The 21,515-nt window shown below is 36.9% G+C and carries 20 protein-coding genes; 3 read left to right on the forward strand and 17 right to left on the reverse strand.

What is annotated here, in order from left to right; translation table 11 throughout:
- Positions 1-28: 28 nt before the first annotated feature.
- The 4 genes from ACLI50_RS15125 to ACLI50_RS15140 form a co-directional block, all read right to left on the reverse strand.
- Positions 29-382: an iron chaperone gene (locus tag ACLI50_RS15125; protein ID WP_202841929.1), complete on the reverse strand. Its 354-nt coding sequence runs from the start codon at positions 380-382 to the stop codon at positions 29-31.
- A gap of 130 nt (positions 383-512) precedes the next feature.
- On the reverse strand, positions 513-1,871 hold the full coding sequence (gene gdhA / locus ACLI50_RS15130) for an NADP-specific glutamate dehydrogenase (protein WP_062673086.1): 1,359 nt from the start codon (positions 1,869-1,871) through the stop codon (positions 513-515).
- 190 nt (positions 1,872-2,061) lie between these two features.
- Positions 2,062-3,171 (reverse strand): DNA-processing protein DprA, encoded by a 1,110-nt coding sequence (gene dprA / locus ACLI50_RS15135; RefSeq protein WP_411414149.1) that lies wholly within the window; start codon positions 3,169-3,171, stop codon positions 2,062-2,064.
- A gap of 33 nt (positions 3,172-3,204) precedes the next feature.
- Positions 3,205-3,972: a rhomboid family intramembrane serine protease gene (locus ACLI50_RS15140; protein ID WP_227941208.1), complete on the reverse strand. Its 768-nt coding sequence runs from the start codon at positions 3,970-3,972 to the stop codon at positions 3,205-3,207.
- A 249-nt stretch (positions 3,973-4,221) separates the two neighbouring features.
- Here ACLI50_RS15140 and ACLI50_RS15145 point away from each other — a divergent pair, with 249 nt between their 5' ends.
- On the forward strand, positions 4,222-5,148 hold the full coding sequence (locus tag ACLI50_RS15145; protein ID WP_343643820.1) for a DUF3078 domain-containing protein: 927 nt from the start codon (positions 4,222-4,224) through the stop codon (positions 5,146-5,148).
- Positions 5,149-5,375: 227 nt separating this feature from the next.
- Complete coding sequence (locus ACLI50_RS15150; protein WP_202841914.1) at positions 5,376-6,299, forward strand: DUF3078 domain-containing protein; 924 nt, start codon at positions 5,376-5,378, stop codon at positions 6,297-6,299.
- Between the two features lie 70 nt (positions 6,300-6,369).
- On the opposite strand, the gene sufD is transcribed toward ACLI50_RS15150, so the two are convergent.
- The 4 genes from sufD to ACLI50_RS15170 form a co-directional block, all read right to left on the reverse strand.
- Entirely contained in the window at positions 6,370-7,677 is a 1,308-nt protein-coding gene (gene sufD, locus ACLI50_RS15155; RefSeq protein WP_202844212.1) for a Fe-S cluster assembly protein SufD, read from the reverse strand.
- A 158-nt stretch (positions 7,678-7,835) separates the two neighbouring features.
- Complete coding sequence (sufC, locus tag ACLI50_RS15160; RefSeq protein WP_110009100.1) at positions 7,836-8,579, reverse strand: Fe-S cluster assembly ATPase SufC; 744 nt, start codon at positions 8,577-8,579, stop codon at positions 7,836-7,838.
- Positions 8,580-8,811: 232 nt separating this feature from the next.
- Entirely contained in the window at positions 8,812-10,260 is a 1,449-nt protein-coding gene (sufB, locus tag ACLI50_RS15165; protein WP_062673097.1) for a Fe-S cluster assembly protein SufB, read from the reverse strand.
- 81 nt (positions 10,261-10,341) lie between these two features.
- Complete coding sequence (locus ACLI50_RS15170) at positions 10,342-10,671, reverse strand: HesB/IscA family protein (protein ID WP_062673099.1); 330 nt, start codon at positions 10,669-10,671, stop codon at positions 10,342-10,344.
- Positions 10,672-10,967: 296 nt separating this feature from the next.
- Between ACLI50_RS15170 and ACLI50_RS15175 the strand changes: the two genes are divergently transcribed.
- Complete coding sequence (locus ACLI50_RS15175) at positions 10,968-11,828, forward strand: GLPGLI family protein (protein ID WP_110009101.1); 861 nt, start codon at positions 10,968-10,970, stop codon at positions 11,826-11,828.
- 60 nt (positions 11,829-11,888) lie between these two features.
- Here the strand turns inward: ACLI50_RS15175 and ypfJ are convergent, their stop codons facing one another.
- The 9 genes from ypfJ to ACLI50_RS15220 form a co-directional block, all read right to left on the reverse strand.
- Positions 11,889-12,752, reverse strand: coding sequence for a KPN_02809 family neutral zinc metallopeptidase (ypfJ, locus tag ACLI50_RS15180; RefSeq protein WP_202841912.1), 864 nt, complete (start codon positions 12,750-12,752; stop codon positions 11,889-11,891).
- 65 nt (positions 12,753-12,817) lie between these two features.
- Positions 12,818-14,896: an LTA synthase family protein gene (locus tag ACLI50_RS15185; RefSeq protein ID WP_202844205.1), complete on the reverse strand. Its 2,079-nt coding sequence runs from the start codon at positions 14,894-14,896 to the stop codon at positions 12,818-12,820.
- A gap of 168 nt (positions 14,897-15,064) precedes the next feature.
- Positions 15,065-15,583: a 6,7-dimethyl-8-ribityllumazine synthase gene (ribH, locus tag ACLI50_RS15190; protein WP_034691815.1), complete on the reverse strand. Its 519-nt coding sequence runs from the start codon at positions 15,581-15,583 to the stop codon at positions 15,065-15,067.
- 3 nt (positions 15,584-15,586) lie between these two features.
- Complete coding sequence (locus ACLI50_RS15195; protein ID WP_062673110.1) at positions 15,587-16,294, reverse strand: YfgM family protein; 708 nt, start codon at positions 16,292-16,294, stop codon at positions 15,587-15,589.
- A gap of 238 nt (positions 16,295-16,532) precedes the next feature.
- Positions 16,533-17,069 (reverse strand): adenine phosphoribosyltransferase, encoded by a 537-nt coding sequence (locus ACLI50_RS15200; protein ID WP_110009105.1) that lies wholly within the window; start codon positions 17,067-17,069, stop codon positions 16,533-16,535.
- Between the two features lie 3 nt (positions 17,070-17,072).
- On the reverse strand, positions 17,073-18,269 hold the full coding sequence (locus tag ACLI50_RS15205) for a hypothetical protein (protein WP_202841910.1): 1,197 nt from the start codon (positions 18,267-18,269) through the stop codon (positions 17,073-17,075).
- 114 nt (positions 18,270-18,383) lie between these two features.
- Positions 18,384-19,400, reverse strand: a complete 1,017-nt coding sequence (locus ACLI50_RS15210) for a hypothetical protein (protein ID WP_411414150.1) — start codon at positions 19,398-19,400, stop codon at positions 18,384-18,386.
- An 84-nt stretch (positions 19,401-19,484) separates the two neighbouring features.
- The gene (locus ACLI50_RS15215; RefSeq protein WP_034691800.1) at positions 19,485-20,816 is read right to left on the reverse strand and encodes a hypothetical protein; all 1,332 of its coding nucleotides are present in this window, start codon (positions 20,814-20,816) and stop codon (positions 19,485-19,487) included.
- 8 nt (positions 20,817-20,824) lie between these two features.
- Positions 20,825-21,514 (reverse strand): c-type cytochrome, encoded by a 690-nt coding sequence (locus ACLI50_RS15220; protein WP_110009109.1) that lies wholly within the window; start codon positions 21,512-21,514, stop codon positions 20,825-20,827.
- Position 21,515 lies beyond the last annotated feature (1 nt).

Genomic DNA, 21,515 nt, shown 5'->3' on the forward strand with positions numbered 1-21,515 from the left:
AAATCTTGTATTTCAGGATTTTTTTTGTTCAAATTTCTTGTGCCCTGAACAGGATGATCTTAATGATCAGATCGAGCGGAAGATTTTCATGAATTGGAAATTGCACGGCTCCTTTAGAGAATTTATATTTTCTCTCTTTAAAATCTGTTTCAAAAGTACGGATGCCTTCAGCTCCCGGATAGAATCCGATATGCTTTTTATATCCGGCAAAATAAACCAAAGGTTTTCCTCTGTACCGGAAGGCGGGCATCTGATACCCAATATATTCTTCAATATCCGGAACCTGTAGATGGATTACTTTTCTAAGTTCTTGAAGCTTCTTCTGTACTTCTACCGGAAACAGAAGAATATATTCATCAATATTTGTAAAGGTGTTTTGCATGATATAAAAATAAAAAAAGCACTGCATATAGCAGCGCTTTCTCCTTTCACTTTTTACTTTTTTCCCATTATCCCGGGAACAGGCTATATCAAAAAAGGTCGGGATTTTTTCCCAACCTTTGTTTTTTTTGTTACACCACTCCTTGAGCCAACATTGCTTCTGCTACTTTTACGAAGCCGGCAATATTTGCACCTTTTACATAGTTTACATAACCGTCCTCGTCTTTTCCATAGTCTCTGCAAGCTTTGTGGATACCGATCATGATTTCCTTTAATCTTGCGTCAACTTCTTCAGAAGTCCAGTTCAGACGGATAGAGTTCTGAGTCATTTCTAATCCTGAAGTCGCAACACCTCCAGCATTGGAAGCCTTACCAGGAGAGAATAATACTTTATTGTCTAAGAAATAGTTGATCGCATCAAGTGTAGAAGGCATGTTAGCCGCTTCGGTTACACAGATACATCCGTTTTCAACTAATTTTCTTGCATCATCTAAATCTAATTCGTTTTGAGTTGCAGAAGGGAAGGCAACATCACACTTCACATCCCAAGGACGTTTTCCAGCGTGGAATTCAGCAGATGGATATTTTTTAGCATAGTCTTCAGCTCTGTTGTTTCCTGAAGATCTAAGTTCCAATAAATAATCGATCTTTTCTCCGCTGATACCATCTTTATCGTAGATATATCCGTCAGGACCAGAGATTGTTACAACTTTAGCACCTAGTTCGGTTGCTTTTTTGATCACTCCCCACGCTACGTTTCCGAAACCTGATACTGTAACGATTTTATCTTTGAAATCTTGTCCGATCGTTTTAAGCATCTGCTCAGCGAAGTATACTACACCGTATCCTGTAGCTTCAGGACGGATTAATGAACCTCCATACGCAAGACCTTTTCCTGTAAGAACACCGGTAAATTCGTTTCTGATTTTCTTGTATTGTCCGAATAAATATCCGATTTCTCTTGCTCCAACACCGATATCTCCTGCAGGTACGTCTGTTTCAGGACCGATGTGCTTGCATAATTCTGTCATGAAAGCCTGGCAGAAACGCATTACCTCCATATCAGATTTTCCTTGTGGATCAAAATCTGAACCTCCTTTTCCACCTCCCATTGGAAGAGTTGTCAAAGAGTTTTTGAATACCTGCTCGAAAGCTAGGAATTTAAGAACGGATAAGTTTACAGTAGGGTGGAAACGGATTCCTCCTTTGTATGGTCCAATAGCAGAGTTCATTTGAATTCTGAAACCTCTGTTAACCTGAATTTCTCCTTTGTCATCAACCCATGGAACTCTGAAAATAATAATTCTTTCAGCTTCAGCCATTCTTTCAAGCAGCTTCATTCCGGTATATTCTTTTTTAGTAGCAATGAATGGAATTACGGTTACGGCAACTTCTTTTACAGCCTGTAAAAATTCCGGTTCGTTAGGATTTTTTGCTTCAATTTTTGCAATAAACTCTTGGATTTTCTGGTCAATATTATATTGTTCCATATATTAAGGTTGAATATTATTGTCAACAAATTTAATTTTTTTTTCAAGATTCACAACACTATATTTTAACATTGTTAAAAATTAAATAATAATGTTTCGTAATATTATTAAATTGATAATTTATGTTCAAATTTTATTAAAAATGAAATGTTATGTGTGAAATAATGCAGTATTAAGAAATCGTTAAATCTTAAATTGCTATGAATTGCCTCCCGGAAAATGATTTTACTTTCCCTAAAAGTTCCAATTCCAAAATTATTGGTAAGATTTTGTGGGTAGGAAGATCAATTTTCTGTGCCAGATCATCTAAAGAAATCTGAGGCTGGTCTTTAACAGATTGATATATTAAGTTTTGATTATCAGATAATTGGGTGATAGTCTCACTATAAGGAAATAACTCTTCCATTTTTTCTTTGGGTTCATTTAATCCAAGGAGTCCGATAAGGTCTTTCACGGTAGAAATGGCTGTCGCTTTATTATGGAAAATCAGCTGATTACAACCCTGGCTGGAGCTGTCCGTAATTTTTCCAGGCAGTGCAAAAACATCACGATTATAATCATTAGCAAAGGCTGCGGTGCTTACAGAGCCTCCTCCAAAACCGGTTTCCACTACAATCGTTGCCGGAGATATTCCTGCCACAATTCTGTTTCTCTGGATGAAGTTTTCCCGATCCGGTTTTCTGGATGAACTAAACTCTGTGATTAATGCACCACCTTCCAGTAAAATTTTTTCAGATAGTTTTCTGTTTTTGGCAGGATATAAATATTTAAAACCATGGGCAAGAACAGCCACCGTAGGTTTTTGATGACGAATAGACTGTTCGTGAACCTCTTTGTCAATTCCCAAAGCGAGGCCGCTCACCGTTACATATTTTGAAGATTGTGTCGCTTCGAAAAAATCGTCAAGGAATTGTTTCCCATACGCTGTCATATTCCGGGTTCCTACAATACTTACCTTAGGTTGTATATTTTCAATATTCCCTTTTTGATAAAGGATAGCCGGTGCGTCATTACATTCGTTAAGCAGGGAGGGCGTTTCTTTAAGGTGTTTCAGCCTGATTTGAATATTATTTTTTTCGCAAAAATTTAATTCATCTTCTGCGAATTCCAAATGAGATGTATTTCCAATATCTGAAACTGTTTTCTGTCCTATTCCATCAAGTTGTTTATACTCTTTTTTTGCTCTTTTCCAGACCTCCTGGGCGCTTCCGAAAGTATGGACAAGCTTATGAAAATGGATATCACCAATCTGGCTGCACTCGCGGAGGGCGATGGCATAGAAGTATTCTTCGGAATTCATGTGTGTTTTTTTTCAAATGTAATGAAATAAGTTTTATCTTTTTCTTAATTCATCCAAATGATCCCAGATATCATCCTTTTTCTTGTAGGGAAGTTCCATAAAATCTTCAGGATGGTTTTCCCTGTATTCCTGCCATAATTTATCATCCTTTTCGCTGTAATAATTCGGAAACTCCCAGATAAATTTTTTCTTCTTTTCTCCCACATTTTTAAAGGCAAAGGCGATAATACTGCCTACTACAGCTCCGGAAAGATGGGCCTGCCATGAAATTTTACTTGGTTCCTGCATGTTGTAGAACAGTTCCTCCGGAAGCATTCCCCATACCAGACTGCCATAATAAAGCACAACAAGCATTGAAATCGTAAGAAGTTTCGTATTCCATTTAAAAACGCCGCTGAAGAAAAGGAAAAAGGCAAGCACATATACCACACCGCTGGCCCCAATGGTGCAGGTGTACATATATTCACCGGTAAGAATATCAATAGGAGGAAGAAGCCACACCAATAGTCCTGTTGCCAGCCAGCCGATAATAAAGACTTTGTTGGCCACTACCGGATAAAACTGATACAGCAAAAACATAAGTGCTGCTATCGGAATAGAGTTTCCTATAATATGATCAATATTTCCATGTAAAAGGGGAGAGGTAATAATGCCAAGCAATCCCTCGGGTAAGAGGGGAATAATGGCTCCAAAACAGCTTTGAAAGAAGCCCTGCATTTGTAAAAAGTACCCGAACCACATTGCTGAAAGCATCAGCAATGGATAGATAACCGCTCTTTTGGAAATTACATTTTTGAACATGTGGATTTTACGTCAAATCAAAAGCCAATGATAAATTTCGGAAAATTTGTCGATGAATAAGTTTCTACCGGCCTGATTTTAAGACAAAAGGTATTAAATTTAACTTTTGAACTCATTATTTGGCATTGATTTTATAGAAATATCTTGTTATGAGATCATTAAACTTTATAGAAATGGGTTCTTTTAAAGCTGAATTTAGCTTTTAAAAAAATTATATTAATATTTTTGCATTGAAAATTATTTAGAGTAATGAAGAAGTTTTTATTGATTCTTTCCTGTTTTATAGGAATATATGCAAGTGCACAAGAAGAATTGAAAAAAGATTCCGCAGTGGTAGACACCATAAAATACTGGTCGGTTTTAGGAAAAAATACATTAATGATTAATCAGGCTGCCTTTTCAAACTGGGTAGGAGGTGGGGCCAATAACGTGGGATGGCTTGCCGGAATGAATTATAATCTGACATATGAAAAAGATAAAGACCTTTGGGAAAATATCATTATTCTTGGATATGGGCAGAATGATACAAAAGGGCAGGGAATCAGAAAAACACAGGACGTTATCAATGTTTCTACCAATTATGGGCGAAAATTCTCAAAAAGCTGGTATTTCTCTATGGGTGCAGGATTTCAATCACAGTTTGCTGCAGGATATGAAGATGGAAATAATCCTGATGCAAAAAAGATATCCAATTTTATGGCACCGGGCTACCTGAACGTCGGGATGGGTATCACGTACAGACCCAATGATGATCTCACGGTAACATTACGTCCTACCAACGCCAGATGGACATTTGTACTGGACAAAGATCTCCAGACAGCAGGAAATTATGGTTTAAAGAATGATGGTGATACTTCTTTATTACAATTCGGTTTTCTGGGAACGGCAATATATAAATTGAAAATAATGGAAGATATTTATTTAACCAATACAGCGTCTGTCTTCTCGAATTACCTTGACCACCCGGACAGATTAGTTCTTGCCTATGGAGCTTTGCTGAACTTAAAGGTAAATAAATACATCTCCTCCAATGTGACCGTTGATTTGCTATACGATCATAATCAGATAGAGAAAACACAGCTGAAACAAACTCTTGGAATCGGATTTGCCTATACGCTGGCAAATGGTGTAAAACGTTCTGATCGCAAAGACAGCCAGTGGTGGATCAAAAAATAGTCAGAATACTTATATTTTAATTAAAACACTTCAGAAATGAGGTGTTTTTTTGTTTTTAAAATGCCTGAATTTTAAGTTGACTTAAGTTTGTGAGTCGTAATTTTTGTTTTTCAAGTCTTTTGTTTTCAGTTGATTATGATGTATTTTTTAATTATGTTAAATTCATTTTAAAGTGAATTTTATGTCGGCATAAATTATTATTTATACATTTGTAATAAATCAACATTATGAAAAAACTTTTATTGATCAGTTCTATCTCTTTTGGGGCTGCAGCACTCGCTCAGGAGGCTAAGACGGAAGCTCCGGTATCAGACACAGCTAAGGCATGGTCTATTCAGGGACAAAATACATTAATGCTTAATCAGGCTGCCTTTTCAAACTGGGTAGGTGGAGGAGCCAACAACGTAGGTTGGCTTGCTGGCGTTAATTACAACCTGACCTATGAAAAAGGGAAAGATCTTTGGGAAAATATTATCATTCTGGGGTACGGACAAAATAACACACAAGGAACAGGAGTTAGAAAAACGCAGGATGTCATTAATCTTTCTACAAACTATGGTAGAGAATTTGCCAAACATTGGTATTTATCTGCAGGGGCGGGGCTTCAGACTCAGTTTGCTCCGGGTTATGAAGATGGAAATAATCCTGATGCAAAAAAGATTTCCAATTTTATGGCTCCCGGATATCTGAGTGTAGGAGCAGGGGTTACATACCGTCCCAATGATAATCTTACAGTTACTTTACGGCCTGCGAATGCCAGATGGACTTTTGTTTTAGACGAAGATCTTCAGAAAGCAGGAACTTACGGTCTTAAAAACGATGGAGATTCTTCTCTTTTCCAATTCGGTTTCCTGGGAACGGCAATGTACAAACTGAAGATTATGGAGAATATAACCTTACTGAATACGGCTTCTGTATTCTCAAACTACCTTGATCACCCGGACAGGCTTGTCCTTGGATATAGCGGAGTTTTGAGCATGAAAATCAATAAATATATTTCTACCAACGTTACCCTTGACCTTTTGTATGACCATAATCAGATATGGAAGACCCAGCTGAAGCAGACATTGGGCGTAGGATTGGCGTATAATTTTGATAACGGTAAGAAACGTTCAGAAAATAAAGATAACCAAAGCTGGTTGAAAAAATAAGAGACACACAATCTGTAAATACAAAAAAAGCACTTCATTTGAAGTGCTTTTTTATCAATATATATAAGTTTTAAAATTCTATATCAACTTCTAATTTCTCAGCCAGCAGCTTTGAAATTTTCTCTTTTAGAGGTTCTATATCAATATTCTGCATAGCATCATTCGCAAAAGCATATAAAAGTAGTGCCTGAGCTTCTTTTTTCGAAATTCCTCTGGCTCTCAGATAGAATAAAGCATCTTCATTCAATTGTCCTACTGTACATCCGTGAGAACATTTTACATCGTCTGCAAAAATTTCTAACTGAGGTTTTGTATCAATACTTGCCCCTTCGCTTAGCAATACATTGTTGTTTTGCTGGTAAGCATTTGTCTTCTGAGCAATTTTGTCCACAAAAACTTTTCCGTTGAAAACTCCATGGGCGTTACCATCAAAAATTCCTTTGTAGTTCTGGTAACTTTCACAATTCGGGAAGTTGTGGTGAACTGCTGTATGGTGGTCTACCAACTGATCTTTCCCGATAATGGTAATTCCGTTCATGAATGAATTGATATTGGATCCGTTATGAATAAAATCAAGGTTGTTTCTTACCAGTTTACCTCCGAAAGAGAATGTGTTTACCGTAGTTAAGCTGTCCTTCTCCTGTTTTGCAAAAGTATTATCGATAAGATAGGTTGTGTTGTTATCGTTCTGAAGTTTGTGCCAGTCAGCTTTCGCATTTGGGTATGTAAAGATCTCTGTTACAGAGTTTGTCAGTACGTAAGTGGTGTCAAAATTATGGTGGCTTTCAATCACTTCTACTTTTGCTCCTTCTTCTACGATCAAAAGGTTTCTGGTATTGTAGAATGTATTTTCTTCCTGATTCTGAGAAATATAAAAAACGTGGATTGGCTTTTCAATCACTACATTTTTAGGAACTTTAAGGAAGAAGCCATATTTGCAGTAAGCAAGGTTCAGGTTCGTAAAAGCCTGTTCTTTAGAAGCAATGGTATTGAAATATTTTTCAAAAACCTCCTTATGTTTCTCATCATTCAATGCATAATTGAATGAAAGGAACTCCACATTTTCAATAGAAACTTTAGAAAGCTCTTTGTGAAGTTTACCGTTTACAAAAACAATCCAATCAAAATTCTCTTCACCAAGATGCAGTTCATCAAACTGCTCTTTAGTGATATTGTGGTGCTCTTTCGGGAAGAAGTTGTAGCTTTTTTCCGTGATCTCCTTTAGATTGGTATATTTATATTCTTCGTCTTTTTTAGTAGGAAAACCAAAGTTTGCAAATTTTTGAAGCGCTGTTTTTCTTTCCTCATCCAGAAATCTGTGACGAAGACTCTCCAAAAATTCACTATGGTTCTCTATAATTTGTTCTTTTAATGCCATTACTGGTATGTCTGTGGTTTGCACCATTTTTTCTTTTTTTTGAACTAAAATATTGTTATTCCGAGGAATAGGAATCCAATTTTTACTTTAGAGATTCATATTTGCTACACTTCATAAATGGTTGGCATAATTTCAAATCTCAAATAGTAAATTTCAAATTAATTTAAAAGCCAGTCGTAACCTTTTTCTTCAAGTTCTAATGCTAAAGATTTATCACCGGTTTTGATGATTTTCCCGTCTGCTAACACGTGAACGAAGTCAGGCTGAATATAGTTAAGCAATCTTTGATAGTGGGTAATCAGAAGAACTGCATTTCCTTCATTTTTGAAGTAGTTTACTCCATCTGCAACGATTCTTAAAGCATCGATATCCAATCCTGAATCAGTTTCATCAAGAATAGCCAATTTCGGATTAAGCATCATCATCTGGAAGATCTCGTTTCTTTTCTTTTCACCTCCGGAGAATCCTTCGTTCAATGATCTTGAAAGAAAATCTTTTTTGATTCCCAGTTTTTCAGATTTCTCACGGATTAGAGCAAGCATTTCTTTTGCCGGCATTTCTTCCAGTCCGTTTGCTTTTCTTGTTTCGTTTAAAGCGGCTTTGATAAAGTTCGTTACAGAAACTCCTGGAATTTCTACAGGATACTGGAAAGAAAGGAAAATTCCTTTGTGAGCTCTATCTTCAGGAGCATCTTCGCTGATGTCCTGTCCGTCAAAAAGGATCTCTCCACCAGTCACTTCGTAATCTTCTTTTCCTGCGATTACAGAAGAAAGGGTAGACTTACCAGCTCCGTTTGGTCCCATGATAGCGTGAACTTCGCCCGGCTTTATTTCAAGATTAATCCCTTTTAATATTTCTGCGCCATCTTCAATTTTGGCGTGAAGGTCTTTAATTTGTAACATTCTTGCTAACTTTTGCTTTATAATTGTGTGAGCTTCTCATTGTGTATTCACTTTGTCTTTAACTGAAGTATTTCCTCAGCGGACATAGAAGCTTTTTATATTTTATTTTACTAATAATCTCCTGTGAAGATTACAATTTATTTCCCGTTGATAACGGTTGATCATCTGATAAAAACTCTGAAAACCTTGCCTTTAAATCAGTTGGTTTTTATCTGAAAATCCTTTTAAAAGATTAACCTACCGAACCTTCTAGTGAAATTTCAAGTAGTTTCTGTGCTTCAATAGCAAATTCCATTGGAAGTTTATTTAAAACTTCTTTACTGAAACCATTTACAATCAGAGCAATAGCTCTTTCTGTGTCAATACCTCTCTGGTTACAGTAGAAAATCTGGTCTTCCCCGATTTTTGAAGTCGTAGCCTCGTGCTCTAACTGTGCCGTAGGGTCTTTGATTTCAATATAAGGGAAAGTATGAGCTCCACATTCATTACCCATCAATAAAGAGTCACATTGTGAAAAGTTTCTGGCTCCTTTTGCAGAAGGCATTACTTTTACCTGTCCTCTGTATGAGTTTTGTGATTTTCCGGCAGAAATACCTTTTGAAATAATCGTTGATTTGGTATTCTTTCCAATGTGGATCATTTTTGTTCCTGTATCTGCATATTGGTGGTTGTTGGTTACCGCAATAGAGTAGAACTCTCCGATAGAATTGTCTCCTTTTAAGATACAAGAAGGATATTTCCATGTTACAGCTGAACCTGTTTCAACCTGTGTCCAGGAGATTTTTGCATTTCTTTCGCAAAGTCCTCTCTTCGTTACAAAGTTGAATACACCTCCTTTACCTTCTTCATTACCCGGGTACCAGTTCTGTACCGTTGAATATTTAATTTCAGCATTATCTAAAGCGATAAGCTCTACAACCGCTGCGTGAAGCTGGTTTTCATCTCTTGACGGTGCTGTACATCCTTCAAGATAAGATACATAACTTCCTTCATCAGCTACAAGAAGCGTTCTTTCAAACTGTCCTGTTCCTGCCTGATTGATACGGAAATAAGTAGAAAGTTCCATCGGGCATTTTACTCCTTTAGGAATATAACAGAAACTTCCGTCAGAAAATACTGCGGAATTCAATGCTGCATAAAAGTTATCTCCTCTCGGAACTACTTTTCCAAGATATTTTCTTACCAAATCAGGGTGGTTTTTAATAGCCTCAGAGATCGAGCAGAAAATAATTCCTTTTTCTGCAAGTGTATCCTGGAAAGTGGTTTTCACAGAAACTGAGTCCATTACGATATCTACAGCAACTCCTGAAAGTCTTTTTTGCTCTTCGATATTAATCCCTAGCTTTTCGAATGTTTTCAATAGTTCAGGATCTACTTCGTCAAGGCTTGCCAGTTCAGGCTTTACTTTTGGAGCAGCATAGTAACGGATTGCCTGAAAATCCGGTTTTTCATATTTGATATTAGCCCACTCAGGCTCTACCATTTTTTGCCAGATTTTGAAAGATTCCAATCGCCATTCAGTCATCCATTCCGGCTCTTCTTTTTTAGCAGAGATCGCACGGATGATATCCTCGTTTAAACCAGTCGGGAAGTCTTCATAATCAATCTTCGTCTCCCAACCGAATTCATATTTTTTATTTTCTAGATCGACTCTTAGATCGTCTTCTGTATATTTACTCATTATTTTTTTTTAGGTTTCAGATTAGATTTCAGAAGTCAGAATAGCTCTGAGGTCTGAAATCTAGGATCTAATGTCTTTTCTCTAAAGACTAAATGATTCCCCACATCCACATGTTCTGGATGCATTCGGGTTGTTAAAAACAAACCCTTTTCCGTTCAATCCTCCTGAATACTCAAGAGTTGTTCCTGCTAAATAAAGGATGGATTTTTTATCTATAATAATTTTAATGTTATTATCTTCAAAAATCTGATCTGTGTCTGTTTTTTCGTTGTCAAACTTTAAAACATACTCTAAACCAGAGCATCCGCCGCTTTTTACCCCTACTCTTATATAATCTTCAGCAGGGTTAAAACCATCTTCCGTCATTAACTGGATGGCTTTCTCCTTTGCATGGTCTGATACTTTTATCATTGTATTTATTTAGAATGATTTAATGATGCAAAAATACAAACTAATTTCCGCAATCTCAAATCGAAGATGTCTATTTTAATGATTATGATATTAATAGCAATTTATCAGAGGATAAATGATGTTAAAAAAAGATAAACTGAGCCGTTTTCTGTTAAGGTTTTATTCATAATTTTAACCTTGAATCGTATTTTAAATCTATAAGGAAGACATATAATCAAGCAATAAGGGAGAAAACTTGTCAAAAATAAAGTACAATAAATCTTTCTTTTAATAATGCTCAATAAATAAAAATATAAATGAAAAAAATAGGTATTATCGCATTGGCGCTCTTCATACAGAATGTTTCTGCACAAACCAACAGATTCGTATATCAGGTGACGATGAAGCCTGATGCTGAAAATAAAACAGATATCAAGACTGAAAATGCTTATCTGGATATTTCTCCGGAAAAATCTGTGTTTTATTCTGAAAACAGAATCAAAAGAGATTCTATTATGCAAAAAGCATTTCAGAGCGGAGGCGGAAGAGCAAGCATCAACAGAGATCAGATGGAAGGATTGAAAACGAATATCAGCTATTCCATTGAAAAAGATAAAACCAATCAAAAGACCTATTTTAAAGACAGAATCGGGCGTGATCTCTATTCGTATGAAGAAGACAGACCACTGAACTGGAAAATAGAGTCAGAAACGAGAAAAATAGGCGAGTATAAAGTTCAGAAAGCTGAAACTGATTTTGGTGGAAGAAAATGGACGGCATGGTTTACAACAGATCTTCCTTATCAGGATGGACCTTATAAGTTCGGAGGACTTCCGGGGTTGATTGTAAAAGTGGAAGATGATAAAGGAGATTATTCTTTTGATCTTATGAAAAACTATAAAATTGCTGAGTTTCCGGCTTTGAACCAGTTTGGAAATACTTTGAAAGTAAAAAGAACAGATTATATCAAACAGCAGCAAAAATTTAAAGCTGATCCGATGTCGTTTATGAGCCAAAGTGGCAGTGGACAAGGTGGATTTTCTAATACAATAAGAATAGGCGGAGGCGGAAGAGGCTCCGGCGGCGGAAACCAAAATCCTGCTGATATGAGAAAAAGAATGGAAGAAAGGGTGAAAGAAGAGGCTAAGAAAAATTCTAATCCGATCGAATTGCAATAAATAAAAAAGCGGTCTTGACTTAAGACCGCTTTTTTATATCATTATAATTTTTGATAAAAACTATTTTAATAGCTGGTTGAAAGTATCACCCTGTCTGATATCTCCGGTGTTGTACCCTTTCATAAACCATTCTTTACGCTGTGCAGAAGAGCCGTGGGTAAAACTTTCCTGATTCACATATCCCTGTGCTCTTTTCTGAATATTATCATCGCCAACCGCTTCGGCAGCATCTATGGCAGACTCAATATCTCCGGGTTCCAGAATATGTTTGCTGTCATTGGTTCTTTTTGCCCATACTCCGGCATAGAAATCAGCCTGTAATTCTGTCGCAACGGATACTCTGTTCATCTGCTCTTCGGAATATCTTCCGCTTCTTCTTAGCGCATCCACTTTCTGTGTAGTTCCCAAAAGGGTCTGAACATGGTGTCCTACTTCATGCGCAAGAACATAAGCTACCGTAAATTCTGTTACTTTAGCTCCGAATTTTTGCTGAAGTTCACCAAAAAAACTCATATCCATATAGACTTTCTGATCGGCCGGGCAATAGAATGGCCCCATGGCAGATTGAGCCGTACCGCATGCTGAAGATGTTGTATTTTCGAAAAGAACAATTCCTGGATCGGTATAGGTCATGCCATTTTCTGTGAAAATCTGATTCCAGGTCTGGCTATTCCATGCGTCCATCATTTTGACCATTTCTCCGATTTGTTTTTCATCGGCAGTAAGCTCTCTCTGTTCTCCGGAATTTCCTGAAGGCTGCATGCCTCCGGAATTCAAGATACCGGATGGATCACCTCCCAAAAAGAATACGATGGCTGCTATAATTAAAGTTCCGAGTCCGCCTCCTACAATCATACCGCCACTTCCGCCTCCTGAACCACGGCGGTCATCAACGTTTCCGCCTCTGTCGTCTGTCCATTTCATACTAATAAATTTATGGGTTAATTTAAATATTTTACGCCAGATTATAAGCGAAAATATTTAGATATTTATCTGTTGAGTTGTTTCGTTTTTAGCCAGTAAGAGGTAGACTGATAAGCTGATACAGCATCATCCACCAGTTTCTGATCTGGATTTTTTAATAATTTTTCGTCGTAATATAGTTTAAACTCAGGTTTCAGATCACTTTTTTCCAGTTCCAAAGAATATTGTTTTACCTTTTTTACCGGCGAAATAATGGTCAAACGTTCACCTTTGATAAATCCAAGATCCTGATAGGTTGCCACATAAGCTTTAGGCTGGAATTCCGGTTTGAACACATCCTGACCCAGGAATTTAGACTGATAGCTGAAGTTTAATAAGCCCAAAACGGTCGGCATTATATCGATCTGCGACATCAGCGCATCAAATTTCTGAGGCTGAATAAATCCTTCAGAAAATACCATAGCAGGAATTCTGTATTTATCCATCGGAAGTTCCGTTTTTCCCGCACTGGATGCACAATGGTCTGCAATGATAACAAAAACCGTATTCTTGTACCAGTCTTGTTTCTTAGCCATATCGAAGAACAACTTAAGAGAGTAGTCTGTATACTTTACACCCCCTTCACGGGATTTTGCCGTTCCCGGAATATCAATTCTTCCGTCAGGATAGGTAAATGGTCTGTGGTTGGAAACTGTCATCCAATGATTGAAAAACGGTTTTCCTGACTTAGCTTCAGCATTCATTATCTGAATAGCTTTTCTGGCCATATCTTCATCAGCAACGCCCCAAACATTGGCAAAAGTAATTTCTTCAGGTTTAAAGTTATTTCTGTCTACGATACCATAGCCGTTTCCTCCGAAGAAATCCTGCATATTATCAAAATAGCTGTATCCGCCGTATAAAAATTTAACATCATATCCTTTAGACTTGAAAACACTTCCGGTTGTGAATTTATTCTTATTGTCATCTCTCTTGATGATACTTTCTCCTGCTGTAGGAGGAATACATAATGTCAAAGCTTCCAGTCCGCGTACTGTTCTGTTTCCGGTTGCATACAGATTGGTAAACATGAGTGATTTATCAGCAAGACTGTCCAGGAAAGGAGTAATTTTTTGGGTATTGCCATAATGTTCCATGAAATCTGCAGAAAGACTTTCAATGGAGATCAATACTACGTTTTTCTTCACTTCAGGCTGTTCTGCAACAACAGCTCTTGATAAAGTAGGTTGTGGATACTGGCTTAAGAAATTCTTTTCAGCCTGCTGTTGGTTAATCTGTGAATAAAACTGGAAATAATCCAGTTCATTATGGGTAAACGCCCAGTAGAACTTAGGAAGTCCGTTGGCTTCAATTTCGTCTGCGAAAACATTGTCGGATCTGATTTGCATCAAGGATGGTATTGCCAGTGCACTCAACGCACAAAGTACCATAAAACTACCCAGCAGCACCATTTTTTGTTTAAAATCTGGTAGTTCCAGAAGCTCATCTTTTGTTTTCTTATAAATAAACCATGTGATGACCAGGGTAACAATCATGATGGCAGAAAACAGCGGAATAACCGGATAGCTTTCCATGATATTCCCAATCACCTCATTGGTATAGATAAGATAATCTACAGCAATAAAATTATAACGAACTCCAAATTCATTATAGAAAAAATATTCACTTACCCCGTTGAAAATGATCAGAAGAACATATAACAGTAATGTGATGAAATATAATATATTACGGATCTTAATTCTCTGTGCAGGAAGGAACAGCATCAATCCGAAGAAAAGGGCCTTAATTCCTACGAAAACAAGGGCTATTTCCATGATGGAACCTCCATACTGCTTGAAAATATTGTTCGGCACAAGCCATATATAAAGGAAGAATAGAACCAGAGCACTCAGAATAATGTGTCCGTAAGGTTTTTTATATTTTGAATTGGAAAGAAAGAGGAAGTAAAGAGCGAGAATGGAACTGGCCAGTATGAAAACAAAAATGTCATTCACCAGACCTATCAGCAAAACTTTTACAACTTCGAAAAATCCAAAACTAGCAGTAGTAATAGGATGAAAAAAGAATACGGTTCTTATTATCAACGAAATAATAAGATAGAAAATTCCTAAATACAGGAAGGGTTTTATTTTTTTTAAAAACATGTATTGTCTGTCTTTATTAATTTTCACAAAGATAGTTTTTGTAGGGAACTTTTGACGGAAAAAAAGAAAAACATCCTTTTTATTAATAAGATTTATGAATTATTTATATACTAATAAAAAAGGGACTATTAAAAATAGCCCCTTTATATTGTTAAAGTGAATAAAAAGTTAAGAGTGTCCGAAACCGATATTCCCCTTTTTATCAGATAATTTCTTTTTGAAATCAATCATTCTTAGCGCTGTAACGGCTGCTTCCACTCCTTTATTTCCAAGATCTCCACCGCTTCTTGCAATAGATTGTTCTTTGTTATCATCTGTTAATACACAGAAAATAGTAGGGGTGTCCGTCATGATGTTACAGTCTTTGATTCCCTGCGCTACTGCAGAGCATACATAGTCAAAATGTGGAGTTTCCCCGCGGATCACACATCCTATAGAAATTACTGCATCATATTTTCTCTCTTTGCAAAGCTGCATACTAGCATAGCTTAATTCGAAAGCTCCTGGTACAGGGAAAAGTTTGATATTTTCAGGTTTTACCCCTTCTTTTTCAAGGATTTCCAAAGCTGCATCACGAAGATTGTAAGTTACAAAATCATTCCACTCAGAAAAAACAATGCCGATAGAAAAATCTTCGGCATTCGTTATATGAAGTGGCTTGTAATCGGATAGATTAACTGTTGCCATTTTTTAATAATATTTAGTCATTTCGATATAAGAATCAGACATTCCGTTGTCGTAGTCCTGATATTTCTCGTCAATTGCAGAGAAGTATTTTTTAGCTTCTGCATTTTTCTTTAATCCTAAAGCAACAATACCTGCTTTTCTTGTAAAATAATACGTTGTATAAGGATCATCAGATGCTGTAGCAGCCTGATCTAATAAGGACAGAGCTTCATCATTTTTGTTAAGACCTGATTTTGCATCAGCCATTGCTCCATACTTCATTGCCATCAAAGTTTTGTTTTTGGAAGAGAATTTATCCAAAAGATCATATGCTTCCTGGAATTTTCCTTCTTTGAATTTTAATAAACCAGCATTGTAAGCAGAAAGTTTACCAATCTCAGTAGAAGAATATTCATTAGCTGTACCTATAAAACCAGGATTAGCAGCAGATTTTCCACCTAAAGCATCTTTATCTTTGCCTTCTGTAAGGTTCTTTTGAGCAGCAAGGAAACTTTTTACAGCCTCAGTGTTCTTTGGAGCAATTACAAATTGCTTATAAGCAAAGAATCCTAAAACTCCTAAAATCAAAGCTCCAAATACAAAACCAAGCGGCTTTGAATATTTTTCAACAAATCTTTCAGTGTTTAAAGCCTCTCTGTCAAGGTCTTTAAAGAACTCAACCGTTTCTTTACCTTCTTGCTCGTTCTGAGCACTCTTTCCCAATTTTGCCATAAGTTTTTAAAAATTGAAATGCAAATTTAATTGTTTCTGAGAGATTTACAAAATACTTTGTGAGTATTATTGACGAAATCTTGTGAATTGTTAATGGTTAATGATGAATTTATTAAAAAAAGATGCTTCGAGATGCTCAGCATGACACTTCTGATACTGCTTGTTCTAATCTCACAGTAAATTATTAGCCATTGTCATGCCGAGCGGAGCCGAAGCATTTATCTTGTTAGGATCAATCTTAATAACTTAAAATATGGTAGATCTCTGCCCCGAATTTCTTCAGTTTTTCATCTCCATTTAAGCCTTGTAAACCGATAAGGAAACTGAACTGTGAAACTATTGCGCCTTGCTTTTCTACTAATTTGGCAGCAGCTTCAGTAGTTCCTCCGGTTGCCAGAAGATCATCATGAATCAAAACTCTTTGTCCGGGTTTTATCTGCCCTTCACGGGTTTCTATAATAGCGCTTCCATATTCCAGGTCATATGTTTCTGAAATGACAGGAGGAGGAAGTTTTCCCGCTTTTCTGATTAAGATGAATGGAACTTCCAATGCCACAGCGATAGCGATTCCAAAAAGGTAACCGCGGCTTTCAATTCCGCAGACTGCATCGATTTTCCCTTTACTGAAGGCTACAAGATCTGCAATAACGTCTTCATAAAGTTTTGGATTTAAAAAGATGGGTGAAATATCCTTAAACTGTATTCCCGGAATCGGAAAATCAGGAATGTTTTCAATTGTTTCTTCTAATTTCTTGATCAGTTCTGCTGAAGCCATTTATTAATTGATTTTATAGCTGGAAATTTTCCAGTCTCCGTTTACATTTTTAAGCCCGAAAGTTACTTTTAAAGAAGTTGTCTTCCCGCTTTTATCCGTCACATCATAAGTGGCGTTTACACTTGCACTGTTGGCAGTGGTACCGTTAGTTGTAATATTTTTTACACTTACATTCTTCACCGATCCAAAACCTGAAGTAGGATTTGAGAAAGACTCATAACTTCCCCAGCTTGGATTGCTTGCCGTTTCGTATGCTGCTTTTAAATTCTGAGAACTTACATTGTTCAGAAACTTGCTTACCGTATTCTTAGGATCTGCTGTGGGCTGCTTTGGAGCTGCTGGTGTAGCAGGAGTAGCTGTTGGATCAGTCGTTGCTGCAGGTGTAGCTGCAGGATTGTTTGGATCCACCACTGCACTTGGCTGTTCTGTCAGCGCGGTTGAATCTGTTTTTGGAATGGCAGGTACTTTTAAGGCTGCAGCATTCACATCAAGTCCGATTTTTGACATTTTGAAAGTTTTTGCCGTAGTTTTTACGGAAACCGTGATGTCAATTTTATTATCTACCACTTTTGAAGCAGGGATAGATGAGAATTTTAAATTGAATCCTTTAAAGTTATTATCCTGCATCAGGTTTTTAGCTGTAGCTAGTCTTACACCATTGCTGAATACTTCAAGAGTGGCTTCAAGACCTGCACCTGTGAAAGATACCGGGTTTCCGGCTGCATCTACAAGTCTTGGAACAATCTGAATGGCCGTAGGCGCCCCGGTTCCGTCATCACCTGTAGGTCTTGTCACAAGGCTTAGTGATCCTGCTTTCACATCATTAGGATCGCTTTCTTTTGCTTTATCATCCCCGAAGATATTCATTTCTCCCAGTGATGGTGGGGCAGTACTTGCCCATTCAATTCCGTTTTTCTGAGCCACTTCATCAGCCAGAGCCATGATTTCAGGAACTTTTTTTCCGTTGATCAGTTTTCCCAGGGCTTTCAGCTCATTGATATCACCATCAGCTTCTACTCCAAATGTTTTAAGGATGTAAAGAGCTTCATTAAACTTAATCTGTTTAATGGTTGGTAAACTGGAAGTCATATCATTGATACTTGACTGCAGTGTTTTAGTATTCGTAGCATCTACATGATCTTTCTTGCATGCTGTAAAAAGCAACAGACTGAAAACAAGTAGAAAAGAAAACTTTTTCATTTTTATTTGGTTTGTTGCAAATTTAATAAAACCTTTATTAATACTAGATTTTATTTTCACTTTATGTTTTATGACTTATTTTATTTCTTTATCACAGGAGCCATAATCTTATTTTTACTTTTTGTTGGGTTGTTCTTTTAAGTCTCCTTTAAAAAAATTACTGAAGATGGTCTGCATATTCGGGAACGAAGGATTCTGCCAGTAAGACGTCTGGTAACTGCTGTTATCTTTATTGAATTTTACCTTTTCAATATCGTTGTCATTAGTGAAACTAAGTTCCGCAGGGTAGAAATTAGTGTAAAGTGCAATCTGATTGTATTCAGGTTCACTTTTATGTTTTAGTTTAACAAAAACGAGTTCGTTATATTCGAGGAAATCTTTTAGTGTTTTTTCTGATCCTTTCTCAAACGACATATTCAATATGGTTCTGATATCATAAAATCTATATCCGAAGAATGAAAATTCTTTTTCCTGAAGGGCGCAGCCTGTCACTTCAATCTGATCTTTACGATCGCCTTTCAATTCTCTGATGATATTTCTTTTGGTTTTATACTCTTCAGGATTTCCTACATTTTTAAGTTTTGGGATTTGCAGAGAGTTCCCATAATCCCATGATGAAGTTTCTTTTTTCTCGTTTTTAGAGTCTGCCAGTCTGAAAACTCTGTATTGTTCTACATTGGAGCTTTTCAGTTTTTTTGTTTTATTGTCAAAAATGTAAGTTACAATTCCATCGGCATAGCTGTTAAGCTTATTGTTTACCGTTACATAGGCGTTAAAATTTCCCTTAATGAAAATATATTTTGCCGGTTTGTTATTTTTGATAACGACAGTTTCAATTTCCTTTACCTGATCATTGATTTTTATAACGGATTGATCAAAGTCTGAGTAAGATAAGGTGGCCACCGGAAAATTATTGTAGACAAGCTGAAATTTCTCCTGGGAAGGCGAGAGGGATTGTTTGTCTATCTTACCTTCAATATCAGAATAGGCTAAAATAGTTCCGTCTTTTCCAAATACAGAAACTCTTGGAAGAGGGTTGTTATTTTTTTCAGAAACAAAGGTGATGGTCTGAGCCTGAATAAAACTACATAGCAAAAGGAAGAATGTGTAAAGGCAAAGTTTTGTTTTCATAGTAAGTTTGTTGATTGATGTGCATAAAAAAAGACTGATCGTTTTAACAATCAGTCTTTTATCATTTTATTTTGTTACAAGTCCTTAGAAAGGATACTCATAAATTTCAGATTCGTGTAAGAATGGGTTTCCTGTAGGAATCAACTTCAGTTTAGATAAAGCTGAAAGTACAGTAAACATAAATAATCCGGCTACGAATAAGATTGCTCCAAGGATTAACAAGAATACTTCAGGAGTGTTCCAGTATGGTCCTACCGTTCCCGGCATTACCATGTTGAAGTAGTCTAAGATGTGTCCTAAGATTACTACTACTGCCATTGTAGTAACTACTTTGTAGTTTCTCTTGATGCTGCTGCTCACTAATACCAATAATGGTAATAAGAAGTTGATGATCAACATTGGTAAGAAAGTAGGAGAGTAGTGCTGGAATCTACCGAAGAAGTAGTTAACCTCTTCCGGAACGTTGGCATACCAGTACAACATGAACTGAGCAAACCATGTATACGTCCAAAGCATACTTGTAGCGAAAAGGAATACCCCTAAATCGTGTAAGTGGTTGTCATTGAACTGTGGTAAGAAACCATTTTTCTTAAGATAAACACTTAATAGAATGATTACAGCGATACCACTTGAAAGGCAGCTAACCATTGAATACCAGATATACATTGTAGAATACCAGTGAGGGTCAATAGACATCAACCAGTCCCAAGCCCAAGCTGCAGAAGCAAATCCGAAGAATGCAATATATCCTACTGCCCATCTGTAAAGCATTTGATACTCTACTTTAGATTTAGTTTCGTCTACTTTCTTAGACTGAGCTTTTAATTTCCAAGCGAAGAAAGAAGCACCAATCACATAGATTAAAGTTCTTACTGCGTAGAAAGGAATATTTAAGAATTTTTTCTTTTCGAATAAGATCACATCAAAATGCGGAGAATCCGGGTTTGTCAATTCAGGGTCCATCCAGTGGAATAAATGACCATTATGAGTGATGTTTAAGATCATCAGGATTACTAAGATTGCACCACCGTAAGGGATATAAGAAGCAATAGCTTCCATTACTCTTGTAATGATGATCGGCCATCCTGCGTGTGCAGCGTGCTGAATAGAATAGAAGAATAATACGCAGCAACTTACTCCAAAGAAAAATACAGCTACAAAATGTATTGCTGCTAAAGGCTGGTTGTGTACCTGCAATGTAGCATGCTCAAGGTGAGCCGCGTGATCCTGAGGTCCAACCATTTCACTTGAGTGTGTAGGAGCAGTATGACCTGAAGCATGAACAGCTTCCATCATTTGTTCTATTTTCTCAGTAGAAATTCCTTTGTTCAAAAAGAAACCAATACCGAAAAGAACTAAACCTACAACAAGAAGTATTATAGAAGTTGATTTTAATTTTGGTGAAAAACTATACATTTCTTTTCTTATTTTTTAGTTTCGGTAGTCGTTTCAGTTGTTGCTGGTGCCGCCGCTGTAGCTGCTGCCGGTGCTGCTGCTCCTTTTTTGAAAGCACTCATCACATACATTGCTACTCTCCATCTGTCTCCTGCGTTCAATTGTCCCGCATAAGATCCCATGGCATTTCTACCGTTTGTTAATACATAATGAACAGATCCTACAGTAAGTTCTCTGTCAGCATAGTTTGGCACTCCGGAGAATGCTCCACTTTGTACGATAGGTCCTTGTCCGTCACCTCCTGTACCGTGACATGCAGCACAAGTGTGATCAAACAATATTTTACCTCTTTCAAGATCCTTCGCTGCATTAGCTGGGTTCAAAGGAGATACTGTAAGTTTTTTAGAGGCTTCATACCCTGCGTTGTACTCGTCAACATTTTTAGGTAATAAGCTTTCTTCAAAAACTCCATCTTTATTCTGAGCAACTGATCCTTCTACCGGAGAAAGACCTGTTGCACCATTATTTTTAACAAAAGCAGGAATTTCATTTTCATGATCTGAGTAAGCATCCTGAGCTTTCATCAACGGATCATAAGCTACCGGAAAATACATGTCCGGGAAATATACCAACGGAGTGTTCTCCTTTGGTCCGCAAGAGTTAAGTAAAACTGTTGTTAAACCTAAAACCGCTGTAATTTTTAATACATTCTTTTTCATT

This window comes from Chryseobacterium cupriresistens (assembly GCF_046614675.1).
Lineage (GTDB): Bacteria > Bacteroidota > Bacteroidia > Flavobacteriales > Weeksellaceae > Chryseobacterium > Chryseobacterium cupriresistens.